The organism is Streptomonospora sediminis, from assembly GCF_054778995.1.
Map to the genome: position 1 here is coordinate 24,979 of NZ_BAAGYZ010000128.1, position 21,342 is coordinate 46,320.

General features: G+C 72.6%; 15 protein-coding genes. 9 read left to right on the plus strand and 6 right to left on the minus strand.

Annotation, left to right across the window (positions count from 1 at the left end; translation table 11 throughout):
* Positions 1 to 8: 8 nt before the first annotated feature.
* Positions 9 to 2,339, minus strand: coding sequence for a malto-oligosyltrehalose synthase (gene treY, locus ACYVD5_RS25290; protein ID WP_461003645.1), 2,331 nt, complete (start codon positions 2,337 to 2,339; stop codon positions 9 to 11).
* Positions 2,340 to 2,595: 256 nt separating this feature from the next.
* Between treY and aroQ the strand changes: the two genes are divergently transcribed.
* Both aroQ and pstS read left to right on the plus strand, forming a co-directional pair.
* Entirely contained in the window at positions 2,596 to 3,066 is a 471-nt protein-coding gene (gene aroQ, locus ACYVD5_RS25295) for a type II 3-dehydroquinate dehydratase (protein ID WP_461003646.1), read from the plus strand.
* 222 nt (positions 3,067 to 3,288) lie between these two features.
* Entirely contained in the window at positions 3,289 to 4,407 is a 1,119-nt protein-coding gene (pstS, locus tag ACYVD5_RS25300) for a phosphate ABC transporter substrate-binding protein PstS (protein ID WP_461003647.1), read from the plus strand.
* A 237-nt stretch (positions 4,408 to 4,644) separates the two neighbouring features.
* On the opposite strand, the gene ACYVD5_RS25305 is transcribed toward pstS, so the two are convergent.
* Positions 4,645 to 5,304: a TetR/AcrR family transcriptional regulator gene (locus ACYVD5_RS25305; RefSeq protein WP_461003648.1), complete on the minus strand. Its 660-nt coding sequence runs from the start codon at positions 5,302 to 5,304 to the stop codon at positions 4,645 to 4,647.
* Between the two features lie 305 nt (positions 5,305 to 5,609).
* Here ACYVD5_RS25305 and ACYVD5_RS25310 point away from each other — a divergent pair, with 305 nt between their 5' ends.
* On the plus strand, positions 5,610 to 6,182 hold the full coding sequence (locus ACYVD5_RS25310) for an LURP-one-related/scramblase family protein (RefSeq protein ID WP_461003649.1): 573 nt from the start codon (positions 5,610 to 5,612) through the stop codon (positions 6,180 to 6,182).
* 394 nt (positions 6,183 to 6,576) lie between these two features.
* Here ACYVD5_RS25310 and ACYVD5_RS25315 read toward each other — a convergent pair whose 3' ends face one another.
* Both ACYVD5_RS25315 and ACYVD5_RS25320 read right to left on the minus strand, forming a co-directional pair.
* Positions 6,577 to 7,584: a methyltransferase gene (locus tag ACYVD5_RS25315; protein ID WP_461003650.1), complete on the minus strand. Its 1,008-nt coding sequence runs from the start codon at positions 7,582 to 7,584 to the stop codon at positions 6,577 to 6,579.
* 61 nt (positions 7,585 to 7,645) lie between these two features.
* Complete coding sequence (locus ACYVD5_RS25320; RefSeq protein WP_461003651.1) at positions 7,646 to 8,863, minus strand: RNA-guided endonuclease InsQ/TnpB family protein; 1,218 nt, start codon at positions 8,861 to 8,863, stop codon at positions 7,646 to 7,648.
* Positions 8,864 to 9,174: 311 nt separating this feature from the next.
* Between ACYVD5_RS25320 and ACYVD5_RS25325 the strand changes: the two genes are divergently transcribed.
* The 5 genes from ACYVD5_RS25325 to ACYVD5_RS25345 all read left to right on the plus strand — a co-directional run bounded on the left by ACYVD5_RS25325 (position 9,175) and on the right by ACYVD5_RS25345 (position 17,105).
* Positions 9,175 to 10,479: an SWIM zinc finger family protein gene (locus tag ACYVD5_RS25325; protein ID WP_461003652.1), complete on the plus strand. Its 1,305-nt coding sequence runs from the start codon at positions 9,175 to 9,177 to the stop codon at positions 10,477 to 10,479.
* Positions 10,480 to 10,602: 123 nt separating this feature from the next.
* Positions 10,603 to 12,135: a DUF5691 domain-containing protein gene (locus tag ACYVD5_RS25330; RefSeq protein ID WP_461003653.1), complete on the plus strand. Its 1,533-nt coding sequence runs from the start codon at positions 10,603 to 10,605 to the stop codon at positions 12,133 to 12,135.
* Positions 12,132 to 13,232, plus strand: a complete 1,101-nt coding sequence (locus ACYVD5_RS25335) for an ATP-binding protein (RefSeq protein WP_461003654.1) — start codon at positions 12,132 to 12,134, stop codon at positions 13,230 to 13,232. Before ACYVD5_RS25330 ends, ACYVD5_RS25335 begins: the two co-directional genes overlap by 4 nt.
* A complete protein-coding gene (locus ACYVD5_RS25340; RefSeq protein ID WP_461003655.1) occupies positions 13,232 to 15,709 on the plus strand; it encodes a DUF5682 family protein in 2,478 nt (825 codons plus the stop codon). Before ACYVD5_RS25335 ends, ACYVD5_RS25340 begins: the two co-directional genes overlap by 1 nt.
* Positions 15,710 to 15,878: 169 nt before the next feature.
* The gene (locus ACYVD5_RS25345) at positions 15,879 to 17,105 is read left to right on the plus strand and encodes a VWA domain-containing protein (RefSeq protein ID WP_461003656.1); all 1,227 of its coding nucleotides are present in this window, start codon (positions 15,879 to 15,881) and stop codon (positions 17,103 to 17,105) included.
* Between the two features lie 94 nt (positions 17,106 to 17,199).
* Here the strand turns inward: ACYVD5_RS25345 and ACYVD5_RS25350 are convergent, their stop codons facing one another.
* Complete coding sequence (locus tag ACYVD5_RS25350; RefSeq protein ID WP_461003657.1) at positions 17,200 to 18,369, minus strand: magnesium and cobalt transport protein CorA; 1,170 nt, start codon at positions 18,367 to 18,369, stop codon at positions 17,200 to 17,202.
* Between the two features lie 366 nt (positions 18,370 to 18,735).
* Here ACYVD5_RS25350 and ACYVD5_RS25355 point away from each other — a divergent pair, with 366 nt between their 5' ends.
* On the plus strand, positions 18,736 to 19,389 hold the full coding sequence (locus ACYVD5_RS25355) for an alpha-ketoglutarate-dependent dioxygenase AlkB family protein (RefSeq protein WP_461003658.1): 654 nt from the start codon (positions 18,736 to 18,738) through the stop codon (positions 19,387 to 19,389).
* A gap of 24 nt (positions 19,390 to 19,413) precedes the next feature.
* On the opposite strand, the gene ACYVD5_RS25360 is transcribed toward ACYVD5_RS25355, so the two are convergent.
* A complete protein-coding gene (locus tag ACYVD5_RS25360; RefSeq protein ID WP_461003659.1) occupies positions 19,414 to 21,225 on the minus strand; it encodes an NPP1 family protein in 1,812 nt (603 codons plus the stop codon).
* Positions 21,226 to 21,342 lie beyond the last annotated feature (117 nt).

Here is a 21,342-nt window from a genome sequence, read left to right on the forward strand (position 1 = left end):
CGCGGCTCTCAGCTGCGCACCAGCAGGGCCACGGGGTAGCGGTCCAGTACGGCCGCCAGGCGGGCGGCGCAGAAACCGTCGGTGCGTTCGGGCAGCAGTACCCGGCCGGTGAGCAGGTCGCGCCAGGTGCCCGGCCCCGACGGCAGGGGGACGGCGGTCTCGGACCAGCCGCCCTTGGCTGCCAGGCCGAGCGGCAGCCGCGTGGCGACGGCGGCCACGTCGTGGCGGGGGCCGCGGGCGAAGGCGACGGCGTGCTCGGATTCGGGGCCCACCGGCTCCAGCGGGAGGTATCCGCGCAGGTCGTGGTCGCGGCGGAGGTGCAGCGCGCTGCGGACCACGTGCAGTTTCGCTGCGCCGGAGGCGTCGATTTCGGGTAGGTGCCCGCTCTCAAGGCGTTCCAGGTGGGTCTGGCGGCAGGTGAAGTCGACGGGGCGGCGGTTGTCGGGGTCGACCAGGGACAGGTCCCACAGCTCCGAGCCCTGGTAGAGATCGGGCACTCCGGGGCCGGCGAGCTGCAGCAGTTTCTGGCCCAGGGAGTTGCTCCAGCCGGCTGCGCGGATACGGCCGACGAACGCGGCGATGTCGGCGCACAGGTCGGTCGCCGAAAGCACCTGTTCGGGCCAGGCGGCGATCTCTGCTTCGAAGCCGGGGTCGCCGTCGATCCAGGAGGTGCGCTCCTTCTGTTCGCGGGCGGCCTTGAGCAGGTGGTCGCGCAGCCGCGCCGCGCTGATGGGCCAGGTACCCACCAGGGTCTGCCAGGCGAGCAGGTCCAGGGCGGGGTCGCTGATGGCGCAGCTGCCGCGCCAGCGGTGCACGGCAGCGGCGAACTCCCTGGGGATCTCGCTGATCGCCGCCAGCCGGGCGCGCACGTCCTCCGAACGCTTGGTGTCGTGGGTGGACAGGGCGGTCATGGTCTGCGGCCGGCATGCCTCGCGGCGGGCGCACCGGTCGTGGAATTCAGCGGGGGCGACCCCGAACCGGGCGGGGTCGCCGCCGACCTCGTTCAGCGCGACGAAGCGGGTGGCGCGGTAGAACGCGGTGTCCTCGGTGCCCTTGGCCATGACCATGCCGCTGGTCTGCTGGATGCGCACGGCGAGTTCCCCGGCGGGGTCGGCGCGGGCGTGCCGGTCGATGCGGGCGATGATCCCGGCGAGGTCGGGGCGGCAGGTCTGGGCCGCGGCGACGGCCCGGTCCCATGCCGCACGGCCTTCGGGCAGGTAGCTGCGGTAGGTGTCGAAGGACGCCAGCAGTTCGGCCACGGCGGGTTCGGCCTGTGCGGGGTCGGTGTCGTCCAGCAGTGCGGCGATCCGGCGCACCTCGGGGGCGAGCAGTTCGCGGGCGGCGAGCCGGCGGGATTCGGCCTGCACTGCGGCGGTGCGCACCGGGGCGCCCACGGCCACGGCGAGTTCGCTCAGCACGGGTTTGCCGGCGGGGTCCACGAACAGGCCGCATACCTCGCGCAGCGCGTCGTAGCCGGTGGTGCCCTCGACCGGCCAGGAGGCGGGCAGCGACTCGCCCGGACCGAGGATCTTCTCGGCCACGATCCAGCCGCCGAAGGAGTCGCGCAGCCGCCGCAGGTAGCCGCCCGGGTCGCTGAGGCCGTCGGGGTGGTCGACCCGCAACCCGTCCAGTTCGCCGCGTTCGGCCCAGCGCAGGATTTCGGCGTGGGCGGCCGCGAAGACGTCGGGGTCCTCCATTCGCACCGCCGCCAGTCCGGTGATGTCGAAGAAGCGGCGGTAGCTCAGCCGCTCGCGGCCGCGCCGCCAGGACACCAGCCGGTAGTGCTGGCGTCCGTGCACGTCACTTGCGGTGTCGCCGGGCCGGTGGGTGCCGGGTGCGATCGGGAAGCGGTGGTCCTCGTAGGTCAGGCAGCCGTCGGCGATACCGAGGCGTTCCAGGGCGGCGGCGCCACCGTCGCCGTCGTCGGCGAGGACGGGCAGTTCGAGGCGGCCGGCCGACCAGTCGATGTCGAAGCAGCGTGCGCGGGCGGAGTCCCTGCCGCTGCGCAGCACGTCCCACCACCACGGGTTGGCGGCGGGTGCGGCGACCGACATGTGGTTGGGCACGATGTCGGCGACCAGGCCCATGCCGTGCTCGTGCAGCCGCCCGGCCAGTTCGCGGCGCGCGGGGTCGCCGCCCAGGGCCGCCGAGACCGATGCGGGATCGGTGACGTCGTAGCCGTGCTCGGATCCGGGCGCGGCAGTGAGGATCGGCGACAGGTAGATGGCGCCCGCCCCCAGCCGGTGCAGGTAATCGACGAGACCGGCGGCCCAATGGAGCGTGCGGCCCCGTCCGAGCTGCAGCCGGTAGGTGGAGGTCGGCGGGCTGTGCGCGTTCATCGTGGGTTCTCTGCCCCGCACCGCCGCCGTTGAACCGGGTACCTTGCGGGCCGCTGACCGGGGGTTGGAGGGCGACATGCCCGCCGGGGCCCGGAGCCGCGGGCGGCTGCAGAAACTAGGATCGGTGAGTCCGCCTCCTCCCTGCGTTTTGCGCGGAACCGTGTACCCGCGTATCCGCTGCCGCGGTGTGCGGCTGCGCGGATTCAATTCCTGCAGACCGCTGTTGCCACTGTTCCATAACGAAAGGTCCACTCCGATGGCCGATTCCGGTGCGCCCCCCGCCGTGCTCCTGCTCAACGGGCCCAACCTGAACCTGCTGGGCAGCCGCGACCCGGAGCAGTACGGGTCGGTGACCCTGGCCGAGATCGAGCGCCGTGTCGCGGCGCTGGGCACCGAACTGGGTGCCGGGGTCGAGTGTGTGCAGAGCAACCATGAGGGCGTGCTGGTCGAACAGGTGCACCGGGCACGCGCCTTCGACGGCATCGTCCTCAATCCGGGGGCCTTTGCCCACTACAGCATTGCGCTGCGCGACGCGATCGACGCGGTGGAGACCCCTTGTGTCGAGGTGCACATCTCCAACGTCTACGCGCGCGAGGAGTTCCGGCACAGGTCGGTGACGGCTCCGGTGGTGCAGGGCTACATCGCGGGCTGCGGCCCGGCAGGTTACGAGCTGGGGCTGCGGGCGGTGCTGGCCCGCATCGGGGAACGGCGCGCCGGCGCACACTGAGCGGAGCGCCGGCGCGTGCCCGAGGTGCCCGCCGTGCGGGCGGGCCGACCCGCCCGCACGGCGGCGGGGCGTGCCTGATCGGGGGCCGCTGGCCAGCCCAGTTCACCGGTTGTTAGATTCCCCTTCGGAGTTCGGCCACTTTAGCGCCATGCATCCGACGTTTCGGGCATCCCGTTGCACACGCAGGGTTGCCAACCGCTCGCAAAGGGGAATGTCAGACCCGTGACCCTGCCCGGCCACCGCACCCTGTCCGCGACCGCACTGGCCGGCGTGCTGGCGCTGACCGCGGCATGCGGCAGCGACAACGCCCTCAGAGAAGGCCAGGAGCCTCCTCCCGTACCCGAGGACATCAACTGCTTTGACGGCAGCCTCTCGGCGGCGGGATCCAGTGCCCAGGAGAACGCCATGTACGCCTGGGTCGCCGGTTTCCAGCTCGCCTGCGACGACGCCCTTGTGCTCTACGACTCGGTGGGGTCGGGTGCCGGGCGCAGCCAGTTCCTCGACAGCGCCGTGGAATTCGCCGGGTCCGATGCCGCGCTGGATGCCGCCGAGCACCGCCGGGCGCGCAAGCGCTGCGCCGCCGGGGCGGCCGCGGTCAACATCCCCGGTTACGTGGTGCCCATCGCCGTCATCTTCGACCTGGAGGGCGTCGACTCGCTGAACCTGCCGCCGCAGGTCCTGGCCCGGATTTTCAACCAGGAGATCACCCGCTGGAACGATCCCGCGATCGCCGAGCACAACCCCGGCGCCGACCTCCCCGACCTGCGCATCACCCCGGTCACGCGCGCCGACGACTCCGGTACCACGGAGAACTTCACCGCCTATCTGGCCGAGGCGGCCGGCGGGGCATGGCCGCACGCGCCCGGCGGCACCTGGCCGGTCAACCCGGTCGAAGCGGCCCAGGGCAACAGCGGGATCGCACAGGCGGTCGAAGGCGGCGCGGGCACGATCGGCTACGTCGAGGCCTCGCACACCGCCGGCATGTCCACCGCGGCCATCGGCGTGGGCGGCGGGTTCGTCGAGGTATCGCCGGATTCGGCCGCGCGCGTGGTGGGGTCCTCACCGGAACGGCCGGGCGGCCACCGCCACGACCATGCGCTGGAACTGGACTACGGCACGACCGAGCCCGGCACCTACCCCATCGTGCTGGTGACCTACGAGATCGCCTGCCTGCGCTACTCGTCGGGCGAGGACGCCGAGCGGGTGCGCGCCTTCCTGGAGTACGTGCTCAGCGAGGAGGGGCAGCGGGCCGCGTCGGCGGAGACCGGGTCGGCTCCGCTGCCGGCGGGCCTGCGCTCGAAGCTGCGCGACTCGGTGGCGGCCATCAGCGCGGCCGGCTGAACGCACCGCGCGGCGCAGGCGGCCGCCGGCCGGACCGGGCCCGACGAAGGCGGGCGCCGGCCCGGCCGCAGGCGGCGGCTTCGGACATCACCGAAAGCCCGCGATCTATGACAGCATGTGACCGTTGCTGTTTTTGGCCGGATCCGGCCGCCTATGCAGCCGACCGGTGTCTTCCCCCATCGGCCGGGGCGGGGGCCGGGTCGGCCGCGGCGCCCGGTGCGCCCGGGGCGTGTCAGGTCAGGCGGTCAGCGCCGCGCCCAATCTCCGCACGTAGGCACCGAAACGCTCGGTCATGTCGAACCGCTCGGGATCGAGCAGCCACTGGGTCTGCATCCCGTCCATCACGGCCAGTACCTCCGAGGCGATGGCGGCGCAGTCGAGGTCCGGGCGCAGTTGGCCGTCGTCGATTCCCCTGCGCAGCCCGGCCGCCAGCTGCTCGGCCGAGGTGCGGTAGCGGGCGGCGAAGTAGTCGCGGGCGGGATGGTCCAATGCGACCGCTTCGCCGGAGAGCACGGCAAAGGCGCGCACGAGCGCGGGCTGGCCGGCGTTGTGGGCCACCAGCCGGTGGGCGAAGTCGAGTACGGCGAGCCCGCTGGCGCCGGCTGGTACGCCCACGGCCTGCAGGTCGCGGCGGTCGCGCTCGGCCAGCAGTTCCTCCAGCAGCTCGCGCTTGGTGGCGAAGTGGTGCAGCAATCCGGCCTGGGAGAGTCCGCAGTCGGCGGCGATGCGTGCCAGCGAGGACCCGTTGTAACCGCCCGCCGCAAAGTGCCGGGCGGCGGCGGCCAGGATTTCGGCACGCACGAGATCGCCCTGCGCAGTGCGGCCGGGCGGACGCCCCCGCTGCCCGCGCCGCGCGGCGCGGGCGCTATCGGATGACGACCAACCCGCGCTTTCCATGCTCGTTAGTCTATGATCGCTGCGGCGGCGCGCACCCTTGCGCCGGTGCCCTCGCTGACAACACTCCACCCGCCGGGAACGCCACCGGCTTGTGCAGGGAGAATGGCCGCCCGCCACCCGGCGGAACCCCGCTGGGCGGGTCTCCGCGTCCGCGTCGGCTTGCCGCACCCCGAACCGGTGGGAAAAGGCAGCGATCACGCTCCGGGCAACGTCCGGATGTGTCGCGACTGCGATCGTGCCGCTAGGATCAGCCGGGTTCCAGGCGCTTTTGCCGTAAATCTGTCCCTGAAAACCGAGGAAAACCGATGAATCAGTTGCAAACGCTAACCCAACTCGCGGTGCGCCAGCGTATCCGGATGATGGTCAACCAGTACGAGGTCCGCGCTGTGCAGCCGGACGGCTCCGAGGGCGAAATGATCGCCTTTGCGCAGCAGAAGCGGATGGCCTTCAAAGAGCAGGTGACGCTCTACACCGACGACAGCAAGCAGTACCCGGTGCTGGGTTTCAAGGCCCGCCAGGTGGTCGACCTGGGCGCAACCTACGACGTCACCGACCACAACGGCCAGGCGATCGGCAACTTCCGCAAGGACTTCAAGCAGTCGCTGCTGCGTTCCACCTGGCACCTGGAGCAGCCCGGACTGTTCACCGCCACCGGCCAGGAGCGCAACCAGGTCCTGGGAATCCTGCGCCGGTTCATTTCGGCCGCGCAGATCATTCCGTACCACTTTGATTTCGTTGCGGGCCAGCACCCGATCTTCAGTGTCGACAAGCGCTTCGGGCTGCGCGACCGCTACACCGTCGACATCCCCGACCCCAATGTCGACCGCCGCCTGGTGATCGCCATGGCCGTCGCGCTGGACGCGCTGCAGGCCCGCTAAAGGGCCTTCTGATACCGGGGTGCGGCTTCCTTCCCCGCCGCCCCCATCGGCCACCCGGCCGGATCCGGCCAACCGCCGGCCCCGGGTGAGCCGCGTGGCCTGGCCTTGCCCCCGCCATGCGCCCCGCCCGCTGCGGCGGCCCGTTTCGCGCCGCCCGCACCGCCGTCGCCGACCGAGGTTCTGACCTGCAATTTCGCGTTGACCTCGCTTTATCCTCGGCGATCGGCCACACTGCAGGAAGTTGCCGGCACGGACCCGGGTTCACTGGCGCGTGTCCTTGACAACCTGACCCCCTTGCAGACGGGGACCGCGTGTCCGGAGTCCGCGCCGGCAACGGCCCGTACCGCCGGGCGGTACACACCGGTGGTGCACCGGGCCGCGGGGGCCGTTCGGCTCAGCCGCGCCCCGCCACCAGGACGGCCATTTCCATGGCGAGTGCGCGCACCTCCAGGGTGCGCAGCCCGGCCGGGGCCAGCAGCGCCTCGTACTCGCTCCCGGTGCGTTCCCGGCCGGTGGTCATCACCATCATGTGCAGGTCGAAGGCCCGCGACAGCCACGGGTGGTGCCCGTCGGGCATGACCCGCTCCACGATCAGCAGGCGGGCGTCGGGGCCCATGGCCGCTGCGCAGTTGGCGAGCACCTGCGCGGCGGAGGAGTCGTCCCAGTTGTGCAGCACGCGGCTGAGTACGTAGACATCGGCGCCGGGGGCGACCGACCGCAGGAAGTCGCCGGCGGCCACCGTGCAGCGCCCCTCGCCGATGTAGGGCGCGAGCCGCTCTTGGGCCGCGGCGAGGACCTGGGGGCGTTCCTGGAGCGTGCCGTGCAGGTGGGGGTGGTCGTTGAGCAGTTCCGCCAGCCGGCTGCCGTCGCCGCCGCCGATGTCGGCGACGTGGCGCGCCTGCGCGAAGTCGTAGGCGCCGGACAGGCCTTGGGCGAACGAGCCGCCTTCGGCCATGCCGGCGTCGAACAGCGCGGCGTCGCCGGGGTGGCGGGCCAGGTAGCCGTAGACGTCCTGGCCGTAGACCGACTCGAAGGCCTGCTCGCCGGTGCGCACGGCCGCGGTCAGCCCGCTCCAGGCACCGCGGAAGAAGTCGCTGTTGTAGAGCAGCGCTAGATCGCGCATCGAGGCGTGGTGCTCGCTGTGCAGCAGTTCGCCCATCGGGGTCAGCTCGAAGCACCCGTCGCGTTCCTCGAGCACGCCCAGAGCGGTCAGCAGACGCAGCAGCCGCAGCAGCGGTTCCGGAGCCAGCGACAGGGTGTCGGCGAGTGCAGCGGCCGACGCCGGGCCGGCGCCGAGCCGGTCGACCACACCCAGCCGCACCGCCGCGGTCACCCCCTCGGCCAGCCACGGTCCCATCATCAGCCGCAGCAGCTCGCGGCTGTCGGCTTCGCTCTTGGCCATTGCGCCCCCGTAACCCCGCCGACCCTGCACCCGATACCCACGTTGACTTCCGCTCCCCGGGCTAGAGCCCGGGGATGCTTACGGCGGCCGACCGGCCGCTTCGGTGGGTTCCTGCTTCGACGCGCTGTGCCCGAGCAAGCCCGGGTCTTACCTGCGCTCCACAGGCTGATACGGCCAGTCCGGCCGCCCTGGCGATGTTCACCGCCGCGTTGATGTCCCGATCAAGGACGGACCCGCAGTCCCCGCACCTCCACTGCCGGACGCGCAAAGGTTTGGGGCCGTCCCTGATCCCGCAGGCACAGCACACCTGGGACGTCGGCTCGAACCGGCCGATCCTGACCAGGGTGCGGCCGTGCCGTGCGGCCTTGTATTCCAGCATGCCCACAAACGCCGACCACCCGGCATCGTGCACGGACTTGGCCAGGTTGGTGCGTGCGAGTCCGTTGACCGACAGGTCTTCCACGGCGATCGCTTGGTTCTCGCGAACGATCCGGGTCGACAGTTGGTGGTGGAAGTCGCGCCGCGCGTCGGCCACACGGGCGTGGGCGCGGGCGACCTTGGCTCTGGCCTTTTCCCTGTTCTTGCCGCCTTTGGCCTTGCGCGACAGGTTGCGCTGTGCCCGCTTGAGGCGCTTTTCAGCACGGCGGAGGAACCGGGGCGAGTAGATCTTCGTACCGTCCGACAGCACGGCGAAGTGCCCGAGCCCGAGATCGATACCCCTCACCTGCTTTGACTCCGGCAGCGGTGCGTCTCCGGCCTCGGCAACGAAGGATGCGAAGTACCGTCCGGCCGCGTCCTGGACCACGGTCACCGAGGACGGGACCGACGGCAGGGTGCGCGACCACCTGACCCGTAGGTCTCCGATCTTGGGCAGCGACAGATCACCGCCCGGGGTGATCTTCCATCGGGCGTTGGCGGTGAACCGGACGGCCTGGCGGGTGTCCTTGCGGGATTTGAACCGGGGAGGGCCCATGGGCGGACGCGTGCCCTTGAGGGAGTCGAAGAAGTTCTTATAGGCGGTGTCCAGGTCCCTGAGGGACTGCTGCAGCACCACGGCGGAGACCTCGCTCAACCATGCACGCTCGGGTGTCTTCTTTGCTTCGGTGATCAGCGCTTTGGACAGGTCACCGGTGGTGGGGAACTCCCCACCCGCGGCGCGTGCGGTCTCACGTGCCCGGAGGGCATCGTTGTACACGACGCGTGCGCACCCGAACGCCCTGGCCAACGCGTCGCGTTGGGGTCCGTTCGGGTACAGCCGGAAGCTGTACCGGAGCTGCATGCGAACAAGTGTACTACGGTTGGTTTATAGGTGCATACGAGGAGTGAGAACCGGCAGGCATTGCATTGTCGTCGTGCACGCGCACTTGGTTTTCGTGGCGAAGTACCGGCACGGGGTGTTTACCGATATGAAGGGCGCCGGACCGCCTGGCGGCGGTTCGGCGCTTGCTGTCGCGCTACGTGGGGGAGTCGGCTTCACCTCCGGCATGGAGGCCGGAGCACTGCCGACGATCTCGGTAGCGCCGCACCGCCGGGCGGCGGCGCCGGGCGCCCGGACCGGAAATGTCATAGCCGGGCGCTAGGTTCAGAGCTGTGAGCAACCGTTGGACCACCGACGACGTCTGGGCCCTCGCGCCCGATTCCACTTCCCGCAAGGCTGCGGTCAAGACCGCCAAGCCCGACTCCTGGTCGGCCACGGGCTTCCGCCCCGCCGATACCGCGGAGGCCGCTGCGGTGTGGGGCGACTGCGCCGGCAGCGGCAAGACCCCCTACCGGGTCATGGCCGAACTCGGCGCTTCGCCCGCCTACCGCTGCAGTTGCCCCAGCCGCAAGACCCCCTGCAAGCACACGCTGGCGCTGCTGTACCTGTGGGCCGATACCGGCTTCGAGGTCCAGGAGCCCCCTGAACACGTGGCCGAGTGGCTGTCCCGGCGGGCGGCCGCGCGCAACCGGCCCGCCGCTGCGGCGGCCCCCGCCGATCCCGCCGCGGCCGCCCGCCGCGCCGAAAAACGCCACGAACGGGTGTCCGAGGGCGTGGCCGAACTCGACCTGTGGCTGCGCGACCAGCTCGAAACCGGGCTCGCCGGTTCCCGCGATCTCGGCTATTCCCCGCTCGACACCATGGCCGCGCGATTGGTCGACTCCCAGGCGGGCCGGCTCGCCGACCGCGTGCGCGACATCAGCCGCATCGGCACCTCCCGCGACTGGCCCGACCGGATGCTGAGCGAGTACGCCATGCTGCACATGCTCTCCGGCGCCTACCAGCGCCGCGCCGACCTCGACCCGGCGCTGCGCGCCACGGTCGAGACCCGGGTGGGACTGCCCACGGCGGCCGACGAAACCGCGCCGGTGCGCGACCACTGGCAAGTGCTGGGCATGTGCGACTTCGGCGCCGGCCAGGTCCGCGGCCGCCGGATCTGGCTGCGCGGCGCCGCCACGGGGCGCACCGCCGCGCTGCTGTCCTTCGCCCCCGAGGGCCAGACCCCCGAAACCCCGGTGCGCGCGGGCACCTCGGTCGATGCCGACCTCGCCTTCCATCCGGCCGAATGGCGCGCGTCGGTCGCCGCCGTCCACGCCGAACAACCGGCGCAGCCGCCCGCGGCCGGGGGTGTCGTTGCCGCGCTCGACTCCTATGCCGCCGCTCTGGCAGCCGACCCCTGGCTGGATGCGTGGCCGGTCGCGCTCGACTCCGTGCGCGTGGCGGCCGACCAGCCGTGGGCGCTGGCCGATCCCACCGGCGCGGTGCTGCCGCTGCTGCCCGAATGCTCGCCGAACTGGCGGCTCGCCGCCGTCAGCGGCGGCGCGCCGACCACCGTGGTCGGCGAGTGGACCGGCGACGGACTCCGGCCGCTGACCGCGTGGGATACCGACGGCCGGAGTGTCGCACTCAACGTGTAGCCTGCCGCCGCGGCAGCGCGGCGCCCGATGCGTGCCGCATCAGCCGGTCCCCGCCCGCCCCGCCTCCGCTGCGCAGCCGACCACCTGCCGCCCACTGGCCTCTGCTTGCACGAGAGGACTGTTTTGCCCCCCGAACCACATGCGCCCCCTGAGGCCCCTGCGCCTCTCGCGCCCCCGGATCCCGCCTCCGGAACCGAACCCGGTGGCCCCGGCGCCGCCGGTACCGGGCCCGGCGCCGGCGACCACGGCACCTGGTCCGATCTGGTGTCGGTGGCGCTGGTGGGCACCGCGCGCCGGTCGGTGCCCCGCCTCGCTGGCCTGCCCGGCGCCGATCGCGGCGATCCCACCGCAACCCTGCTCGACCGCGCCGCTCTGGCCACCGTCCGGCGCCGCGCGGGCCGCACGCCCGAGCACATCGGCACCGACTCGCCCGCGATCCTCGAACCGGCGGCGGCCGAGACCGCGCCGCTGCCGGGCCCCCGAGCGGCGCAGCGGCTCGACAGCCTGCGCACCGCCAACTCCGAGCATCTGGCCGAATGGCTGGAGCTGGCGGGCCGGCACGGGCTCCGGGTCCCGCCCGAGACCCTGCCCGACCTGCTGGACCGCGGCTCGCGCGACCACGACGGCATCGGCAGGCCGCTTGCCGCTGCCGCCGGTGCCCGCGGGCTGTGGCTGGCCGGGCTCAATCCGAAGTGGTCCTACCTGGCGCGGATGGCCGGCACCGCCGAGTTCACCGCCGAGCAGTGGCGCAGCGAACCGGCCGAGAAGCGGTATTCGCTGTTGGAGGCGCGCGGAGCGCACCTCACCGAAGCCGACAAGCCGCTGATCGACGAGGCGCTGACCGACCGCAGCACCCGTGTGCGCGGGCTCGCGATGGCGCTCGCGGCCCGGTTCCCCGACACCGAACGGGGGCGCCGGCTCAGCGACCTTGCCCGCCGGCACGTGCTGATCGGCGCCGACGGCTCACTGCAGCTTTGCCTGCCCGACCTCGCCGACCCCGACCTCGCCCGCGACCTGGGCGTGTCCCCGCGCAAGCAGGACAAGACCAGCCGCAACACCCGCCGCGAACGGCTGTGGGTGCTGGTGCACTACACCCCGCTCGGGGCCTGGGTCGGCCACCTCGGCGCTGATCCCGCCGAGGTCGCCCGGAACGCCGGCGGCGACCACGAATTCTTCGAGGCGCTGGCCGATGCCGCCGTCCTGCAGTACGCCCCGGCCTGGGCGCGCGCTCTACTACCGGTCGCGCTGCAGCGGCTTAGCGAATCCCCCAGCGACCACTCCACCCGGGCCCGCCCCCTGCTGGGAGTCCTGCCACCCGCCGAGCAGTGCTCCTTGGCGCTGGAGCACCTCGAGCAGGTCGGCGCCAGGCAGGCCCACTACCCGGGGCGGGTCCTGCTGCCCATCGTCCAAGTGCTCGACTGCGCCTGGGACGAAGCTTTCAGCAGGATGGCCCTGCGGATCCTGGGTGCCGTTTCCTCCCCTAACGACTTGGTCTGGCCGATCTGCAGCTACGCGGAGAACCGCATGTCCCCGGCGCTGCATTTCGAAGTCACCGCCGCGGCCCGCGGCGCCACCTCGAACAAGATCCAGGCACGCCTGGAAGGCCTCGCAGACACGCTGAAATACCGACACGAGATGCATCAGGAGTTCCGTTGACCCTCCCCTCCGCCCCCGCGGCGGCGCTGCGCCCGCACGCCGAGCAGAACTTCGCCGCCGAACTCGCCGCGCTGGAACGCGCCGACTCCCGGCCGCGCCCGCCCGGCTGGAAGCTCTCGCCCTGGGCGGTCACCCGCTACGTCCTCGGCGGCACCCTTGAGGACGGCACCGAGATCTCCGCCAAGTACATCGGGGCCCAGCGGGTCGTCGAGGTGGCGGTGGCCACCCTGGCCACCGACCGGGCGCTGCTCCTGCTGGGCGTGCCCGGTACCGCCAAGACCTGGCTGTCGGAGCACCTGGCCGCGGCCATCTCCGGCGACTCCACGCTGCTGGTGCAGGGCACGGCGGGCACCGCCGAAGAGGCCATCCGCTACGGCTGGAACTACGCGCGGCTGCTGGCCGAAGGCCCCTCCGAGGCGGCGATGGTCTCCAGCCCCATCATGACCGCCATGTCCGAGGGCCGCCTGGCCCGCGTCGAGGAGCTCACCCGCATCCCCTCCGACGTGCAGGATGCGCTGATCACGGTGCTGTCGGAGAAAACGCTGCCGGTTCCGGAACTGGGCAGCGAGGTCCAGGCCACCCGGGGCTTCAACGTCATCGCCACCGCCAACGACCGCGACCGCGGGGTCAACGACCTCTCCAGCGCGCTGCGGCGGCGGTTCAACACCGTGGTGCTGCCGGTCCCGGCCACCATCGAGGACGAGATCGACATCGTCACCCGGCGCGTCGAGAGCCTCGGGCGTTCACTGGAGCTGCCCGAGGTCCCCACCAGCCTCGCCGAGATCCGCCGGGTGGTCACCGTCTTCCGCGAACTGCGCGAGGGCGCCACCGCCGACGGCTCCGCAAAGGTGAAATCGCCCAGCGGCACGCTGAGCACCGCCGAGGCGATCTCGGTGGTCACCAACGGCATTGCGCTGGCCGCGCACTTCGGCGACGGCAACCTGCGCCCGGCCGATGTCGCCGCGGGCATCCACGGCGCCGTTGTGCAGGACCCGGTCTCCGACTCGGTCGTGTGGCGGGAGTACCTCGAGACCGTTGCGCGCGACCGCGACGGCTGGGACGACTTCTACCGCGCCTGCCGCGAAGTCAGCCGCTGATGGCGCGCGTCGACACCGACCGCGTCCATGTCCTGGGCATCCGCCACCACGGGCCGGGGTCGGCCCGATCGGTGCGGGCCGAGCTGGAACGCGTCGGCCCCGCACTCGTGCTCATCGAGGGCCCGCCCGAGGCCGACGGCCTGGTTGAGCTGGTGGGCGACCTCCAACCCCCGGTATCGCTGCTGGCCTACGTGCCCGACTCCCCCTCGCGCGCGGCGTTCTGGCCGCTCGCGTCGTTCTCGCCGGAGTGGATCGCGCTGCGCTACGCGGCCGAAAACGGGGTGCCGGCGCGGTTCATGGACCTGCCCGCGGCGCACGTACTGGCCGAGGAGCAGGCCGAACAGACCGAACAGGCCGATCGGGATCCGGACGGGGAAGGCGGGGGCACCGGCTCGGCCGACTCCGCCGGAGCCGCCGGGTCCGGGCCGGACACGGAGTCCGCCCCCGACGGCGCCGAGCCCGACCACCGGGTGGCCGACCCCCTGGGCGTGCTGGCCGAGGCCGCCGGCTACGACGACCCGGAGCGCTGGTGGGACGACGTGGTCGAAGGCCGCGGCGCGGTCGGCGGCACGCCGTCGCCGTTTCCCGCCATCGCCGAGGCCATGGCCGCCGTGCGCGCCGAGTGGGGTCCCCACTCGGGCGGGGCGGCCGCGCTGCACGACGCCCGGCGCGAAGCCCACATGCGCCAGGTGCTGCGCAAGGCGCTGCGTGCGGTCAGCGGCCCCATCGCCGTGGTCTGCGGCGCCTGGCACGCCCCGGCGCTGCTCGACCACCCCAAGGCCGCCGACGACACCGCGCTGCTGCGCGGGCTGCCCAAGGCCAAGGTCGCCACCACCTGGATCCCGTGGACCCACGGGCGGCTGGCGTCGGCCTCCGGCTACCGGGCGGGCGTGCGCTCGCCCGGCTGGTACCACCACCTGTTCACCGCACCCGACCGGCCCATCACGCGGTGGCTGGCCGAGGCCGCGCGGCGGCTGCGCGAAAAGGATCTGCCGGTCTCCTCGGCGCATGTGATCGAGGCGGTCCGCCTCACCGAGACCCTGGCCGCGCTGCGCGGCCGCCCGGTCGCCGGGCTGGACGAGGCAGCCGACGCCGCGGAATCGGTGCTGTGCGAGGGGGCGCAGGCCCGCGCGCAGCTGCTGCACAGCGAGATGGTGCTGGGCGAACAGCTCGGCGCGGTGCCCGAGCGCACACCGATGGTGCCGCTGCAGCGCGACCTCGCCGCCCAGCAGCGCAGTGTGCGCCTGAAACCCAAGGCCGAACCGCAGGACCTCGACCTGGACCTGCGCGAGGACAACGGCCGCCGCCGCAGCGTGCTGCTGCACCGGCTGCGGCTGCTCGGCGTCGAGTGGGGCAGGCCCCGGCACGACACCGTCCGTTCGCGGGGAACCTTTCGCGAGAGCTGGACCGTGGTGTGGCAGCCCGGCCTCGACCTGCGGCTGGTCGAGGCCGGCGCCTGGGGCACTACCGTGGAGTCGGCCGCGGAATCGCGCGCCCGCTCAACGGCCGCCCGCGCCGACCTGCCTTGGCTGACCCTGCTGGCCGAGCAGTGCCTGCACGCCGACCTCGGCGGCGCCATCGCCGAGGTGCTGCGCGAGCTCACCGCCCGCGCCGCCGAGGACACCGACATCGAGCGGCTCATGGCGGCGCTGCCGCCGCTGGCGCGCTCCGCGCGGTACGGCGACGTCCGCGGCAGCGACTCCGCGGCGCTGCGCGATGTGGCCGCCCAGCTGCTGGCCCGCATCCGGGCGGGCCTGGTGCCCGCGGTGTCGGGGCTGGGCGACGATGCCGCCGATGCGATGGTCCGCGCGATCGACGGCGTGCAGGGGGCCGCGGTGCTGATGGGCGGCGCCGACGAAGCCGCGTGGCTGGACGTGCTGGAGCAGGTGGCCGTCCGCGAATCCGCGCCGGGGCGCGTGTGCGGGCGGGCCAACCGCATCCTGCACGACTCCGGGCGGCTGGACTCCGGCACGCTCGCCGCGCGCCTGGGCCGAGCGGCCTCGCGGGGCACCGCACCGCAGCGCACCGCCCACTGGATCGAGGGGTTCGTATCGGGCAGCGGGTTGGTGCTGGTGCACGACACGGCGCTGCTGGGCCTGATCGACCGCTGGCTCGGCGGGCTGGCCCCCGATGCGTTCACCGAGGTCCTGCCGCTGCTGCGGCGCACCTTCGGTTCCTTCACCGGCGCCGAACGCCGTTCCATCGGCGATAGTGCCCGCAGCCTGGGCCGTCCGGCCGCATCCGGTGGCGCGGCGGGCGAGGACCTCGACTCCCGGCGCGCCGCCCCGGCCGTGGCGACGGCCGCGGCACTGCTCGGACATCCGCGGCCGGCCGGCGAAGGGGCCGCAAGCACGGACGGCATAGGCGGCACGGACGGCACGGCAACCAGCGGGAGTGCCCGCGGTGCCGGAAACGCGCCGCAGCCTGTGCCCAGCGGCGGGGCCGCCGGGGCCGCCGCCGGCCGGCCGGCGGGTTGATCCGGTTGCCCGGTTCCCGTTCCCGGCCGGTGCGGCCCGCGGCCGCCGCCGGTGGAACCGCCCGGTTTCCCGGCCGCTTCCGCCCGGCCAACGACGACCCTGTTCCCAGGTCCCACCCGAGAGGAGGGGCGGCGGTACCCCCGGCAGCGGGGACACCGGCGCGCAGCAGATGAACGAGACAACAGCACCCGCGGATCCGGCACCCGGCGAGGACTCCGAGCGCCTGCGGCGGTGGCGGCTGGTCCTGGGCGGACCCGCCGAATCCGCGTGCGGCGGCCTCAGCGGCGCCGACGCCGGCATGGACGGGGCCCTGGCCGCCCTGTACAACCGCGGCGACTCCGGCGATTCGGGCGGGGGCCGGCGCAGCAGCGGCGACCGCTCCGGCGACCTGAGCCGATCCTCGCCGTCGGTGGCCAACTGGCTGGGCGACATCCGCGGCTACTTCCCTTCCAGCGTGGTCCAGGTCATGCAGACCGACGCCATGGAGCGCCTCGGGCTGCGGCGGATGCTGATGGAGCCGGAGATGATGGAGGCCGTCGAACCCGACGTGCACCTCGTCGGCACGCTGCTCTCACTCAGCCAGGTGATGCCCGAGGCGGCGCGGGAGTCGGCGCGGGCGGTGGTGCGCCGGGTCGTGGAGGACCTGGAGAAACGCCTGTCCCAGCGCACGCGCTCGGTCGTGCAGGGGGCGTTGGACCGGTCGGCCCGCACCAGCCGGCCGCGGCGGGTGGCCGACATCGACTGGGACCGCACCATCCGCCGCAATCTGGCGCACTACCTGCCGGAGTACCGCACCATCGTGCCGCAGAACCTGGTCGGCTACGCCCGCCGCAGCCGCGGCGTGCAGCGCGACGTGGTGCTGGCCATCGACCAGAGCGGTTCGATGGCCTCCTCGGTGGTCTACGCGGGCGTGTTCGGGGCGGTGCTGGCCTCGATCCGCGCGCTGAAGACCTCCATGGTCGTCTTCGACACCTCGGTGGTCGACCTGACCGAGCAGCTCAGCGACCCGGTCGAGGTCCTGTTCGGTACCAAGCTGGGCGGCGGCACCGACATCAACCGGGCGCTGGCCTATTGCCAGGACCTGATCGGCCGCCCCCAGGACTCGGTCCTGGTGCTCATCAGCGACCTGTACGAGGGCGGGGTACGCGAGGAGATGGTGCGCCGCGTGGCGACCATGACCGCCGCCGGGGTGCAGGTGGTGGTGCTGCTCGCGCTTTCCGACGAGGGTTCGCCGTCCTACAGCCGCGAGAACGCCGCCGCGCTGGCCGCGCTGGGGGTGCCGGCCTTCGCCTGCACCCCCGACCGGTTCCCCGACCTCATGTCGGCCGCGATCCAGGGCCGCTCCCTGCAGGCCTGGGTCGAGCAGGAGGAGGCTGCGGCCGGCAGCACGGGGTGACACAATCCCGTTGGCCGGTGCCGGGCGCCCCGGGGTGGTCCGGCATCCGGCCGGTACGGGAGAAACCCGCGCCCCGCCTGCAGCCTGCGTGGGATCACATCCAGTGGCGCCATTTGAAGACGGCGTAGAGCGTGACGCTGATCCCCGCCATCAGCGCCAGCGCCATCGGATAGCCCAGGCCCCAGTCGAGTTCGGGCATGTGGTCGAAGTTCATGCCGTAGATGCTGCCGACCAGGCTGGGTGCGAACAGGATGGCCGCCCACGCGGAGATCTTCTTGACCTGCTCGCCCTGGCGGTAGCTGGCCTCGGTGACACGGCGCATCTCCTCGTTCTGCGCCTCGCTGACCAGGGTGGCGTTGACCGTGAGGATGCTCTGCAGCATGTCGCGGAAGCCGTCGACACGTTCGGCGACGGTCGTGGCGTGGTCGGCGACGTCGCGCAGGTAGCGCCGCAGCTCCTCGTCGGTCCCGTACTTGTCGAAGCCCTCGTTGAGCGCACGCAGCATCGGCAGCAGGGGGCGGGCGGCGCGCTGGAACTCGATCACCTCGCGGGAGAGTTCGTAGATGCGCCGCGAGACCGCGGGGTCGCCGTCGAAGACCTGGGTCTCGATCTCGTCGACGTCGTTCTGCAGCCCGGCGACCACCGGCGCGTAGCCGTCGACGACCGCGTCCAGGATCGCGTACAGCACCGCTTCGGGGCCCAGCGCGAGCAGTTTGGGGTCGTTTTCCAGGCGGCGGCGCACCGCCGAGAGGTCGGGGGCCTGGGTGTGCCGCACGGTCAGCACGAAGTGGCGGCCGACGAACAGGTGCAATTCGCCGAAGCGGACCTCTTCGCTGGCGTCCAGGTAGAGGGCCGATTTCAGCACGACGAACAGCGTGTCGTCGTAGCGTTCCAGCTTGGGGCGCTGATGGGCGACGATGGCGTCCTCGACCGCCAGCTCGTGCAGCCCGAACTCCTTGGCGGCGGCCCACAACTGGTTGCTGGAGGGGCGCAGCAGCCCGATCCAGGCCATGGCGCCCTCGTGGTCGGGGGTACGGCGGTGCAGCTCGGCAAGGTCGCGCAGTTCGGTGGGGGCCTCTTGGCGGTTGCCGTCGACATAGATCGCGGCGTCGATCACGCTGTCCTGCACCGGTGGCGTGGCGCCGCCGCTGTGATCGGCGCGGGGATCCATGGAGTACTCCGGCGGTCGGGGCCGGGCGAGCTTGCGGGCCTGATGGCCGCCGCGGATACCGGGCAGCCAGGCAAGTGGGTTGCGTTGGGCCATGGGGTCACCCCTCGGCGTTGAGATAAGGCGGAGCGGCGCCCGGCGCAGACATGCTGCTGCGCCGCACCGCGTGGCGGAACCGGACGCGGTTTCAGGCCGTACTGGGAGGTTGGCTCATGGTCGGCCCCACCTCCTGCGCTCGTGCTCCGGTACTCAACGCGCCACCATCCTACCCGCGCCGGGCGGTGCTGCCCCCGCGCCGCGCCCGCCGCCCCTCCCGCGTGCGGGTGGGACGGGCGCGGGCGGCGGTGGGCGCACGCGTTGCCCCGGCCGTGCGCTGCATGGTCGGATGGGAACCGTGGAGACCACCGATACGCCCCGCTCGCAGCGGCGGCTGCGCCGCGCGGTCCGGACCGGGCGGCCGGCGTGAACGAGCCGCTGTTCGGTGCCGACCCGGTCCAGGTGGCACCGGGGGCCGTGCACCTGCCCGGGTGGCTGGGATTCGAGGCCCAGCGCGACCTGGTGCGGCGCTGCCGCGATTGGTCGCGCGGCCCCGGCGGTATGGTGCGGCACCGCATGCCGCGGGGCGGGACCATGAGCGTCCGGATGACCGCCCTGGGCTGGTTTTGGGCGCCCTACCGCTACTCGCGCACCCTGCCCGGAGGCGAGCCCGTGCCACCGTTTCCGGCGGTGCTGGGCGAGCTGGCCCGCGCCGGTGTGGCCGCCGCCTTTGGTGCGCCGCCCGCCCCCGGCGATCCGCCTTACGACGTGGCGCTGGTGAACTTCTACGATGCCGAAGCCCGGATGGGCATGCACCAGGACCGCGACGAGCACGCCGATGCGCCGGTGGTCTCGCTGAGCCTGGGCGATACCTGCGTCTTCCGGTTCGGCAACACCGAGACCCGCACCCGCCCCTACACCGACGTGGAGCTGGCCAGCGGCGACCTGTTCGTCTTCGGCGGACCGGCGCGCATGGCATACCACGGGGTGCCGCGCACCCGGCCGGGCACGGCGCCGGCCGGGATCGGCCTGGAGCAGGGGCGGCTGAACATCACCATCCGCGCATCGGGTCTGGAGTGAGCCGGGCCGGCGCCGCGGGGATGCTCAGCGCCGGACCAGATCGCGGACGTTTACCCATAGCAGCAGCACCACGATCAGCGCAGTGGGTACCAGCAGCGAGATCCGCCAATCGGCCGCGAAGGCGGCGATGATTCCCACGATCAGCCCCACGATCACCAGCAGGATCGCGAGTCCGGCCAGGAAGGTGGTCAGTTTGCGGCGGGCAACGGCGTCGATCATGGCGAAGACCAGCACCACACCGATCATCGCCGGAGCGGTGTAGATACCGCGCAGCAGCAGCATGCCGCCCAGCGCACAGATGAGCAGTGGGGTGCTCAGTGCCGCCCACACCTGCAGGAACCGGGTGGTGCGCTGCTCGCCGGTGGCGTAGGGCAGGTGCGGGTTGTCCAGGTGCTCGGCGGGCCGGGGCGCAACGGGGGTGTCGCTGTCGAGGGCCTCGCGGCAGGAGTCGCGCTCGTCGACCATCATGGCGCGCCGCCGGTAGGTGGCGGCCAACTCCTGCTCGTCGGCGCTGATGCGCTCGTCGTACTCTGCCGCGCGGGACTGGGAGTGGCTGTCGCGGCTGAGCACGATGCGGGCCGCGGAGAGCCGGCGCAGCGCGTCGCGGCGGCGGGTGATCTCGGCGTCGGATTCGCCGATGCGTTCTTCCAGGTCGCCCAGGTGCGCGGCGAGTTGGGCGCGCGCGGCGCTCTCGTTGGGTGAGACCTTCTGCAGGCCCACCCAGGCCAGCGGGTCGGCCCACGACCAGCGGATGGTGCCGTCGCGCTCGTAGCGGGGGCCGCTGGGCGCGCGTTCGCCGTCGAAGAAGTCGCCGGTGTCGCGCCCCCACAGGCCGCGGAAACCGCGTACCCAGGGGGTGTCGTCGTCGATGGGGTGCGCCGTCCATTCGCGGTCGCCGCCGGGGCCAACGCGCACGCCGTCGCCGCGGGCGTAGTCGACGAAGGGGACGCCGATGCCGCGGCGGACGATCGCGCTGTCGCTGCGGAACAGCCACAGGGTCAGCCGCCGCCAGGCGCGCACCACGCCGCGCAGCACCGCGGGGTCGACCTGGATGAGGTAGTCGCCGGGCAGCATCTGGTGGGAGTGGGAGCCGGCGCCCACGAAGATGACGGGGTGGTCGCCCTCGCGCCGCAGCTGGTCGTCGTCCCAGCTGCGCCGCAGGTCGTCGCCGTAGTACTCGTGCGAGGAGGCGCCCACCCACACCGGCCGGGTGCGGCCTTGGGCGTCCTCGACGATGTAGACGGTGACCTTTTCCCAGTCGGCCTCGTGGTCGTTGACACCGCCGTAGGTGGAGCGCCAGTCGTTCATGGCGTAGAAGAACCAGTACTGCAGGGCGGTGTAGCCGCCTTCGCGCACGACCCGCCCGTAGTAGGTGGCCGACCGGCTGTCGCCGCCGACCCGGTCGCGGTAGCGGGTGGCAGCCGCCGCGGCCACCCCGCCGGGCACGGCGCCGCGGATGAGCAGGGAGAGCTTCATCAGGATGTCGACCACGCGGCCGAGGACTCCGACGGCGGCCAGCCGTCCGCTGCGCGGGATGACCCTGCGGGTGGTCTTCTTGTGCTTGCGGGCCTCGGCGCGCAGCGTGGCCTCCTGCACGAAGCGCAGGTGCTTGTAGCGGCCGGGCCACTCGCGTTCGGCGCGGCCGAGGCGGTCCAGCGTGAGTTCGCCCGCTGGGACGGCCTCGAACTCCTTGTCCTTGTCGTCGCCGTCTTCGCACCACAGGCTGCAACAGCGGACATAGGACTCGACATCGGCAGGGAAGAAAAGTTCTCCGCGGGTGAAGACGAGGACGGGCTCGTAGGCGCGCAGGAGTTCGAGATCGGTATTCGTGCTCATGATTGGGCCTGACTTTATTCCATCCCGACGACACAACGCGCCGCGTACCGCCCGGAATCGGCGCATTCGGCGGTATCGGCAGGCGCGGCGGCCGCCCGGGGGCGCAGCGGTCGCGGC

What these genes read in the sequence shown, in the direction of transcription:
- aroQ (WP_461003646.1), top strand. Translation starts at nt 2,596, where the DNA reads ATGGCCGATTCCGGTGCGCCCCCCGCCGTGCTCCTGCTCAACGGGCCC.
- ACYVD5_RS25320 (WP_461003651.1), bottom strand. Translation starts at nt 8,863, where the DNA reads ATGCAGCTCCGGTACAGCTTCCGGCTGTACCCGAACGGACCCCAACGC.
- ACYVD5_RS25350 (WP_461003657.1), bottom strand. Translation starts at nt 18,369, where the DNA reads ATGGCCCAACGCAACCCACTTGCCTGGCTGCCCGGTATCCGCGGCGGC.
- ACYVD5_RS25310 (WP_461003649.1), top strand. Translation starts at nt 5,610, where the DNA reads ATGAATCAGTTGCAAACGCTAACCCAACTCGCGGTGCGCCAGCGTATC.
- ACYVD5_RS25315 (WP_461003650.1), bottom strand. Translation starts at nt 7,584, where the DNA reads ATGGCCAAGAGCGAAGCCGACAGCCGCGAGCTGCTGCGGCTGATGATG.
- ACYVD5_RS25340 (WP_461003655.1), top strand. Translation starts at nt 13,232, where the DNA reads ATGGCGCGCGTCGACACCGACCGCGTCCATGTCCTGGGCATCCGCCAC.
- treY (WP_461003645.1), bottom strand. Translation starts at nt 2,339, where the DNA reads ATGAACGCGCACAGCCCGCCGACCTCCACCTACCGGCTGCAGCTCGGA.
- ACYVD5_RS25360 (WP_461003659.1), bottom strand. Translation starts at nt 21,225, where the DNA reads ATGAGCACGAATACCGATCTCGAACTCCTGCGCGCCTACGAGCCCGTC.
- ACYVD5_RS25305 (WP_461003648.1), bottom strand. Translation starts at nt 5,304, where the DNA reads ATGGAAAGCGCGGGTTGGTCGTCATCCGATAGCGCCCGCGCCGCGCGG.
- ACYVD5_RS25345 (WP_461003656.1), top strand. Translation starts at nt 15,879, where the DNA reads ATGAACGAGACAACAGCACCCGCGGATCCGGCACCCGGCGAGGACTCC.